The organism is Nostoc sp. CALU 1950 (assembly GCF_051172895.1).
GTDB classification, from domain to species: domain Bacteria; phylum Cyanobacteriota; class Cyanobacteriia; order Cyanobacteriales; family Nostocaceae; genus Nostoc; species Nostoc edaphicum_A.
The window spans coordinates 1-8,527 of sequence record NZ_JBDNJQ010000239.1 but is presented as its reverse complement, the minus strand read 5'-3'; the positions used below and the strand labels follow the sequence as shown (position 1 = coordinate 8,527).

Annotated in this window: 6 protein-coding genes and 1 pseudogene; 3 read left to right on the top strand and 4 right to left on the bottom strand. The window is 43.1% G+C overall.

Features of this window, described 5'->3' with window-relative positions; genetic code table 11:
- Positions 1 to 50 precede the first annotated feature (50 nt).
- A pseudogene (locus ABF638_RS35290) lies at positions 51 to 1,154 on the top strand (DEAD/DEAH box helicase); the annotation flags it as partial.
- 253 nt (positions 1,155 to 1,407) lie between these two features.
- On the opposite strand, the gene psbA reads toward ABF638_RS35290, so the two are convergent.
- Positions 1,408 to 2,490, bottom strand: coding sequence for a photosystem II q(b) protein (psbA, locus tag ABF638_RS35285; protein ID WP_435027436.1), 1,083 nt, complete (start codon positions 2,488 to 2,490; stop codon positions 1,408 to 1,410).
- 162 nt (positions 2,491 to 2,652) lie between these two features.
- Between psbA and ABF638_RS35280 the strand changes: the two genes are divergently transcribed.
- Entirely contained in the window at positions 2,653 to 6,222 is a 3,570-nt protein-coding gene (locus tag ABF638_RS35280; RefSeq protein ID WP_435027435.1) for an NB-ARC domain-containing protein, read from the top strand.
- 82 nt (positions 6,223 to 6,304) lie between these two features.
- On the opposite strand, the gene ABF638_RS35275 is transcribed toward ABF638_RS35280, so the two are convergent.
- Both ABF638_RS35275 and ABF638_RS35270 read right to left on the bottom strand, forming a co-directional pair.
- Positions 6,305 to 6,436 carry a hypothetical protein gene (locus ABF638_RS35275; protein WP_435027434.1) on the bottom strand — a complete coding sequence of 44 codons (132 nt, stop codon included), beginning with the start codon at positions 6,434 to 6,436 and terminating at the stop codon, positions 6,305 to 6,307.
- A gap of 83 nt (positions 6,437 to 6,519) precedes the next feature.
- Positions 6,520 to 6,972: a winged helix-turn-helix transcriptional regulator gene (locus ABF638_RS35270; RefSeq protein ID WP_435027433.1), complete on the bottom strand. Its 453-nt coding sequence runs from the start codon at positions 6,970 to 6,972 to the stop codon at positions 6,520 to 6,522.
- Positions 6,973 to 7,070: 98 nt separating this feature from the next.
- Between ABF638_RS35270 and ABF638_RS35265 the strand changes: the two genes are divergently transcribed.
- Complete coding sequence (locus tag ABF638_RS35265) at positions 7,071 to 8,072, top strand: zinc-dependent alcohol dehydrogenase family protein (protein ID WP_435027432.1); 1,002 nt, start codon at positions 7,071 to 7,073, stop codon at positions 8,070 to 8,072.
- Positions 8,073 to 8,306: 234 nt separating this feature from the next.
- On the opposite strand, the gene ABF638_RS35260 is transcribed toward ABF638_RS35265, so the two are convergent.
- Positions 8,307 to 8,527, bottom strand: a 221-nt coding sequence (locus ABF638_RS35260; RefSeq protein WP_435027431.1) for a hypothetical protein, incomplete at its 5' end; no start/stop codon positions are given.

Sequence of the window (8,527 nt, the reverse complement as noted above, 5' to 3'; positions counted from 1 at the left end):
TAACTTTATTTTAGAAGCTCTTTTCTATGCAGCTTCATATTAAATTGGTATTAGATATGTTGGTATGCAGTTATGGTTTATTACAACAAGAAGAAGTAGCGCAAATGCTTTCTGGTGTACAGTGGCAAACGATTGTCCTGGATGAAGCCCAGGCGATTAAAAATATGACCACTAAACGTTCACAGGCAGCCATGAACCTAAAATCTAATTTTAAGTTGCTGACTACTGGGACTCCGATTGAGAATCACCTGGGTGAGTTGTGGAATTTATTCCGTTTTATTAATCCTGGGTTATTGGGTTCTTTTGAAAGCTTCAATCAACGCTTTGCTACCCCCATTGAAAAATACCAGGATAAACTTGCACGTAATAAACTCAAAAAACTGATTCAACCATTTCTGTTGCGGCGGACAAAAAATCAAGTATTAGAAGAGTTGCCATCTCGTACCGAAATTCTCCTTCATGTAGAGTTAAGTCGAGAGGAAAAGGCATTCTATGAAGCGTTGCGCCGTCAGGCCATATCTAAACTTACCGAAAGTGATGCAGAAGCAGGAAAGAAACATTTGCAAGTTTTAGCTGAGATTATGAAACTGCGTCGCGCTTGCTGCAATCCCAGCCTCGTTATGCCTGATACTGAATTACCTAGTTCTAAGTTGCAACTTTTTGGTGAAGTCCTGGGTGAACTGCTGGAAAATCGTCATAAAGCGTTAGTGTTTAGTCAGTTTGTTGACCATTTGCACATTATCAGAGATTATCTGGAGCAGCAAGGTATTAATTATCAATATCTAGATGGCAGCACTTCAGTGGCAGAGCGCAAAAAACGGGTAGATGCATTTCAAGCTGGTTCAGGAGATGTCTTTCTGATTAGTCTCAAGGCGGGTGGTACAGGACTGAATCTGACTGCGGCTGATTACGTGATTCATACAGATCCTTGGTGGAATCCCGCAGTGGAAGATCAAGCCTCAGACCGCGCCCATCGCATTGGGCAACAACGTCCAGTTACTATTTATCGTCTAGTAGCAAAGGATACTATTGAAGAAAAGATTGTGCAATTGCATCAGCACAAGCGAGATTTGGCAGACAGCCTATTGGAAGGTGCTGATATCAGTGGCAAGATTTCGACGGAAGTATTGTTACAGTTGATTAGCGAAAGTTAAGCTATCAACCTCTTCTCTGCGAGACGCTACGCGAACGGAGAATTCAAAATTCATAATTTTGAACCCCATAAATAAATTTAGGGGCTTGAGAAAAGGACACCTTTTTCCTGTCTACGAGACAAGGATGTGATAGCATCGAAAGCCGCTTTACCAGTGCCTTTGACGGTCGCTTTCCCAGATAGGGAGACGTTAAAAAACCCGGCTTCAACAAAGTAAGCCGAGGTAAGCACTTATAAAAAATGACAGTTAAACCTTAGCCGTTGATAATAGGGGCATTGAAAGCTACTGGTGCTGCTTCACCGGCAGCCAAATCTAGAGGGAAGTTGTGAGCATTACGCTCATGCATTACTTCCATACCCAAATTGGCACGGTTAATCACATCTGCCCAAGTGTTAATTACGCGCCCTTGGGAGTCGATGACAGACTGGTTGAAGTTGAATCCGTTCAAGTTAAATGCCATCGTGCTGATACCCAAAGCAGTAAACCAGATACCAATCACAGGTAAAGCTGCTAAGACAAAGTGCAGCCACCGGGAGTTTTGGAAGCTGACATATTGCCAAAATAGCCGTCCCAGATAGCCATGAGCCGCAACGATGTTGTAGGTTTCTTGTTCTTGACCAAACTTATAGCCGTAGTTTGCAGATTCGGTTTCGCTAGTTTCACGAACTAAGGTAGAAGTCACCAAAGAACCGTGCATCGCAGAAATTAAAGCACCACCAAACACACCAATCACACCTAACTGATGGAATGGATGCATTAGGATATTGTGTTCAGCTTGGAACACCAACATAAAGTTGAAGGTTCCAGAAATACCCAAAGGCATACCATCAGAGAAAGAGCCTTGACCAATGGGATAAATTAAGAAGACAGCAGTCGCAGAAGCCAGGGGAGCGCTATAAGCTACACAGATCCAGGGACGCATTCCCAAGCGGTAGCTCAACTCCCATTGCCGTCCCATGTAGCAAGCGCAACCAATTAAGAAGTGGAAGATTACTAGCTGGTAGGGGCCACCGTTGTAAAGCCACTCATCTAAAGAAGCTGCTTCCCAAATGGGGTAGAAGTGTAAGCCGATCGCATTTGAAGAAGGAACAACCGCACCAGAGATAATATTGTTGCCATAAATCAAAGAACCAGCAACAGGCTCACGGATACCATCGATATCTACGGGGGGTGCAGCAATAAAGGCGATGATGAAGCAAGTGGTAGCTGTTAGCAGAGTCGGAATCATCAGGACACCAAACCAACCAATGTATAGACGATTATCAGTGCTGGTGATCCACTCACAGAAGCGCTCCCAGACATTGGTGCTAGAGCGTCTTTGTAAAGTAGTAGTCATAGTTTAGAATAATTTCAGGAATTTTGTTGATGATTTAAAGTCGTTGTTCGTTGGGAATTAACAACTGATAGCATCTTAAAAAAGTTGCTAAATCTTTGCAGTAATTAATAGTTATTCAAAGTTACAAGTTGAAGTTAACTTTAGTAAGCAACCTCTGGGTAAATGACTGTCGAAGAAGCCTTAGCCATTGTTGAAATAATTCTGGAAAAAACATCTCTAAATGACTTGCAAGAAATTATTTTTCGACAGTCATGGGAACAGAAAACGTATCCAGAGATTGCTGAAAAGTTTGGTTATGATGCCGACTACATCAAAATTGTTGGCTTTCGACTCTGGAAAATGCTCTCCAAGGCGATGGGTGAGAAAGTTACTAAAGATAACCTCCATTCGTCTTTGAGAAGATGGTGTTATCGTCAGAAGAATACTGGAGAAATCAAGCCTGATAATCCCATAAAAACTTATCAAGACTGGGGTGAAGCGCTCGACGTTTCGATTTTTTACGGACGTTTCCAAGAAATTGCCACCTTAGAGCAGTGGATTAATCAAGACCGTTGTCGGTTAGTGGCACTATTGGGTATTGGGGGAATTGGTAAAACTTCTTTATCTGTGAAGTTGAGTGAGAAACTTCAGGAAAACTTTGAGTATGTTATTTGGCGATCGCTTTATAATGCCCCCACTATTGAAGCATTACTCACTAGCTTGATTCAAGTTCTCTCTAACCAACAGCAGGGAGATTTACCCGAATCTGTCAGCGATCGCATTTCTCGACTGCTTACCTATCTCCAAAAACATCGCTGTCTGCTAATTCTCGATAATGCAGAGACAATCTTAACCAGCAATGAGGGTCGAACAGGTCAATATCGCCCTGGTTACGAGGGGTATGGTGAGCTTTTTAAGCGAATTGGTGAGTTTCGCCATCAAAGTTGTTTGATGCTGACGAGTCGAGAAAAGCCTAAAGAGGTGGCGGTAATTGAAGGCGAAAAGTTGCCTGTTAGAACTATGCAATTATCTGGTTTATCAATCGCTGATGGGCAAGCAATTTTTAGCTGCAAAGGTAGCTTTATTGGATCGGTTAATGAATGGCAAACTCTAATTCAATCCTATGCAGGTAATCCACTAGCACTAAAGATTGTAGCAACCACCATCCGGGATTTATTTGATAGTAATATTTCTAATTTTCTTGCTCAAGGCACTGTTGTCTTCGGCGATATTCAAGATTTGCTTGAACAACAGTTTCAACGTTTATCAGCTTTAGAAAAATCAGTCATGTATTGGTTGGCAATCAACCGGGAACCTGTAAATTTTTCAGAAATACAATCTGATTTATTATCCTTGGTTGCGTCTTCTCAACTTCTAGAAGCGTTGTCAGCTTTAGAAAGGCGAAGCCTGATTGAGAAAGGTAGTGCTTTATTCACACTACAGCCTGTGTTGATGGAGTACATTACTAGTCGTTTGATTCAAGAGGTTTGTGTTGAAGTTGAAACTCAAAAAACTTATCTTTTCAAAAGCCATGCACTGATTAAAGCGACGGCGAAAGACTATATCAAAGAAATTCAACTTTACTTAATTCTCAACCCTGTAATTAAAAAGTTGCTTTCTTTGTTCGGAAGTGCAAATCGGATTGAAGCTCAACTGATGACAATTCTGGCATCACTTCGCGGCAAAAAACCAATGGATGCTGGTTATGTGGGCGGAAACACGATTAATTTACTTCATCAGCTGCAAGTGGATTTAAGCGATCGCAACTTTTCTAGTTTGACGATTTGGCAAGCTGATTTAAAAGGTGTGAATTTACACCAAAGTAACTTCGCCTATTCAGATTTAACTAAATCTACTTTTACGGCAAATCTCAGCTATACCTTTACACTAGCAGTTAGTCCAAATGGCAATCTTCTGGCAATCGGGGATACCCTTGGTCAAATTTCCCTATGGCAAACAACAGATGGACAGCAATGTTTAACCTGGGAAGCACACACAGGTTGGGTGCGTTCTATTGTATTTAGTGCCGATGGACAAACCTTATTTAGTGGCAGTGATGACCAAACTGTTAAACAATGGGATCTCACAGGTCGATGCCTACAAGTATTCAGGATGCACACAGGCTTTGTTTGGTCTGTAGCCCAGGCTCGGCAAGAAAACTATTCAGTCCTAGCCAGTGGTGGTATGGATCAAACAGTTAAATTATGGGATATCCAGACAGGGGAATGTCTGAAAAGTCTTGAAGGACACACAGATTGGATCTGGGCGATCGCTCTGAGTAAAGATGGTAAAATTTTAGCAAGTGGTAGCGCCGACCATACTATCAAACTTTGGCATGTCAATACAGGTAAGTGCCAGAAAACACTGCAAGCACACACGGGTATTGTGTGGTCTGTAGCATTTAATGCCGATGAAAAAATGCTGGTAAGTGGTAGCGCTGATGGTACTGTGAGGATTTGGGATTTAGAAGCAATGCAGTGTTTGCAAACTCTCCACGGTCATACAGGCCATGTCTGGTGTGTAGCTTGTAGTGCTGATGGTCAAATGCTAGCAAGTGGCAGTGGTGATACAACAATTCGCTTGTGGGACATTCACACTGGGGAATGTGTGAAAACTTTGTCAGGGCACACCCACACAGTGCGATCGCTGACATTGACTCCAGATGGAAAAACCTTGATTGCCAGTGATGACAACCAAACTGTTAAGTTCTGGAATATTCATACAGGACAGTGTTTCCGAACTTTTCGCGGACATGGTAGTGGTGTGTGGGCATTAGCAACCTCTCCACTTGATGAAAATGACCGCAGCCAAGTCTTAGCCAGTGGTGAAGACCAAACAGTTAAACTATGGGATATTCAGACTGGTAAGTGTATCAAAACCTTGACTGGTCATACTAATTGGGTACGAACCGTAGCTTTTCATCCCCAAGGTAATACCATTGCGAGTGGCGGTGCAGATGAAACAGTGAGAATTTGGGACATAGAGACAGGAGAATGCCTGCAAGTCTTGCGGGGTCATAGAAACTGGCTACTTTCAGTTACCTACAGTCCCGATGGGCAAACCTTAGCTAGTAGTGGTAGCGACAAGCAGGTACGGATTTGGGATGTCAAGACAGGTGTTTGCCTGGGTGTGTTATGTAATCACACTAATATTGTCTCATCACTTGTTTATAGTCCTGATGGCAAGATGCTAATTAGTTGCTGTGCAGATTCCCTAATTCGAGCTTGGGATATTGCTACAGGGGAATGCTTGAAAATTTTTCGTGGGCACACAAACGGCGTGTGGTCAGCTAAATTTAGTCCAGATGGGCAAACCTTGCACAGTAGTAGTCAAGATGCAACCATCAAAATTTGGGATTTTGAGACTTGCCAATGTCTAAGAACTTTGGAAGGACATACTCATGCTGTGATCAGTGCTGCCAGTCCTGATGGTTGTCTGCTGGCAAGCGGAGGAACCGACCAAACCGTGAGAATTTGGGATATGAAAACTGGGAAGTGCTTGAGAGTATTGATTGGACACACACGATGGGTTTTTGCGATCGCATTTATCCATTCTCCGGTTAAAAGTCCAATTCTTGCTAGCAGCAGTGAAGACCAGACCATCCGCTTATGGGATGTCGAAACAGGTGAATGTCTGAAAATTCTCAGAACTCCTAGACCTTATGAAGGGATGAATATTACAGGGGTCGTTGGTTTAACGGAATCTGTGCGATCGTCTCTTTTGGCACTAGGAGCTATAACAGAAGGTTTTTAAATAAATTAAATATGCATAATTCACCTACACTCAAATGATCCTTGAAGAATCGACAGTCAACTGGTCTATATCGAATGGGAAATCACGCCATCCATTCAGTCCACTGTGGGGCATCTGTCACCAGTTGAGCAAATTTGTCAGGGTCAAGATCCTCAAACTCCAGCATCACACCGCAACGCTCATCAATTGTTAGCGTACTAAGTAATTCTTTCACAGCATCAACCCCGTATTCAACCCGTTCCACTACTAACTGAGCGCAATGCCGATAATACCGAACCCGCGGGAGCTGTGTCTAAGCTACTTTGGTTCCCAGTAATCGCTGGTTTCTGGATTGCGATCGTAATGTTCCATCGCCGTTTTTACATCTGTAATGTGTCGATATGCCCACTCACCCAGTATTGCCAATGGCTCCACTAGAGAAGCCCCCAGTGGAGTGAGTGAATATTCGACTCTTGGGGGGACGGATAGATAGACCTCTCTCTCAACTAACCCATAGCGCTCCAAATTTCGCAGGTTCTGAATCAGCATTTTCGGCGAGACACCAACAATCTCTTGTTTGAGTTGGACATATCGCTTTTTGCCTTGAGTCAGCGCATAAATGATCAAAACTGTCCATTTATTGGCAATGATTTCTAGCATTTGATGAGCAGCGCATCTGGTATCAAACAGATTCATCTTGGCAATCCGTTCAAGCGCTGGTTGAGGCAAGTAGGTCAATTGAAAATCATTAGAATCAGGATTTAGAGCCATGTTTACCAAAAAGTAACTATTGCACCAATGTGTAAATCCTTGTGGACAGATGTACTGCAATGATACGTTGCAAATCTAGATTACTGCGGGAAAACAAGATGATGAAAGCGCTAGTCATTGACCAATTTGGCGGTTCAAATATTTTTAGAGAAGCAGATTTGCCGATTCCTTTGATTCTTCCTCACCATGTCCTAATTCGAGTGGCAGCGACAAGTATCAATCCAGTTGATTTGAAGATCCGACAAGGGCTTGTGGCGGATATTACGCCTGCCCTTCCAGCTGTTTTGCATGGAGATGTAGCAGGAACGGTCGAAGCAGTAGGAGTAGGAGTTAATGATTTCCAGGTTGGGGATGAAGTTTACGCTTGTGCCGGCGGCGTGAAAGGTTTGGGTGGAGCCTTAGCAGAATATATGTTGGTTGATGCTAACTTGGTTGCTCATAAACCAGTATCTACGACAATGGCAGAAGCGGCTGCACTTCCCTTAGTTTCAATTACAGCTTGGGAAGGACTGATTGATCGCGCTAAGATTCAGCCAAAACAAAAGGTTTTAGTTTATGGAGCGACTGGGGGTGTAGGTCATATAGCCGTTCAACTGGTCAAGTGGGCAGGAGCAACGGTATTCGCCTCGGTTTCTAGTAATGAGAAAGGGATAATCGCTCGTCGGTTGGGTGCAGATGTCATCATCAACTATCAGCAACAACCTGTTGAAGAATTTGTGGTAGAGCATACGGATGGGGAGGGTTTTGACGTGGTATTTGATACAGTTGGTAACGACAATCTTCAGAATGCCTTCAAAGCCGCAAAACTCAACGGAACAATTGTTTCCGTTGTTTCGCTATCCCATCAAGACTTAACTTTACTGCATGTAAAAGGGTTAACGCTGCATCTAGTTTTTATGCTGATTCCCATGCTGTTTGGTAAAGGTCGCGCCCATCATGGAGAGATTTTGTCAAAGTTGGCTCAATTGGTGGATGAAGGCAAGGTACATCCACATCTGGACAAAATTTTCAGCATGGCTGAAATTGCTTCTGCCCATCAATATGCTGAGTCAGGTCAAGCAATTGGGAAAATAGTGCTGACACAATCATTCAATCTTTAGCTTTTCTCCAAAAAAAAGTTCAAAACACTTTGAGCCGCCCCATCTAATATTAGAGGGTATTGACTGTGATATTGTGTCAAATGAATCTTGGGAGGAACTGACCTTTTAGCGATCGCGATCTGTTCCCAATAAATCACGCCATCCATTCAGTCCACTGTGGGCCAAACTTCACCTGAAAACTACTAGTTATTTGTTGGAAAGTGCTAAACAACTTCTTAGTATAGAGGACATGACCTACACCGCCACCAACCAATCGCACACCACAGAAGTACAACCGCTCCCAAAGTTAACCCAAACCTGCCATTGGTTCTGATATGCATTCCAGTAAGGCTCACTGTCAGCAACGCCGATAGCTTTGCCTATTGTGGAGATTAACTCATTGTAGAAGGAACCAGCGCTATCCAAGCCTTGCTGTATTTTCAGTTTCAGCCCTTTCCAGGCTTGTCCTTGGGGGC

Coding starts and splice junctions, on each gene's coding strand:
- ABF638_RS35270 (WP_435027433.1), bottom strand. CDS start 6,972: ATGGCTCTAAATCCTGATTCTAATGATTTTCAATTGACCTACTTGCCT.
- ABF638_RS35265 (WP_435027432.1), top strand. CDS start 7,071: ATGATGAAAGCGCTAGTCATTGACCAATTTGGCGGTTCAAATATTTTT.
- ABF638_RS35280 (WP_435027435.1), top strand. CDS start 2,653: ATGACTGTCGAAGAAGCCTTAGCCATTGTTGAAATAATTCTGGAAAAA.
- psbA (WP_435027436.1), bottom strand. CDS start 2,490: ATGACTACTACTTTACAAAGACGCTCTAGCACCAATGTCTGGGAGCGC.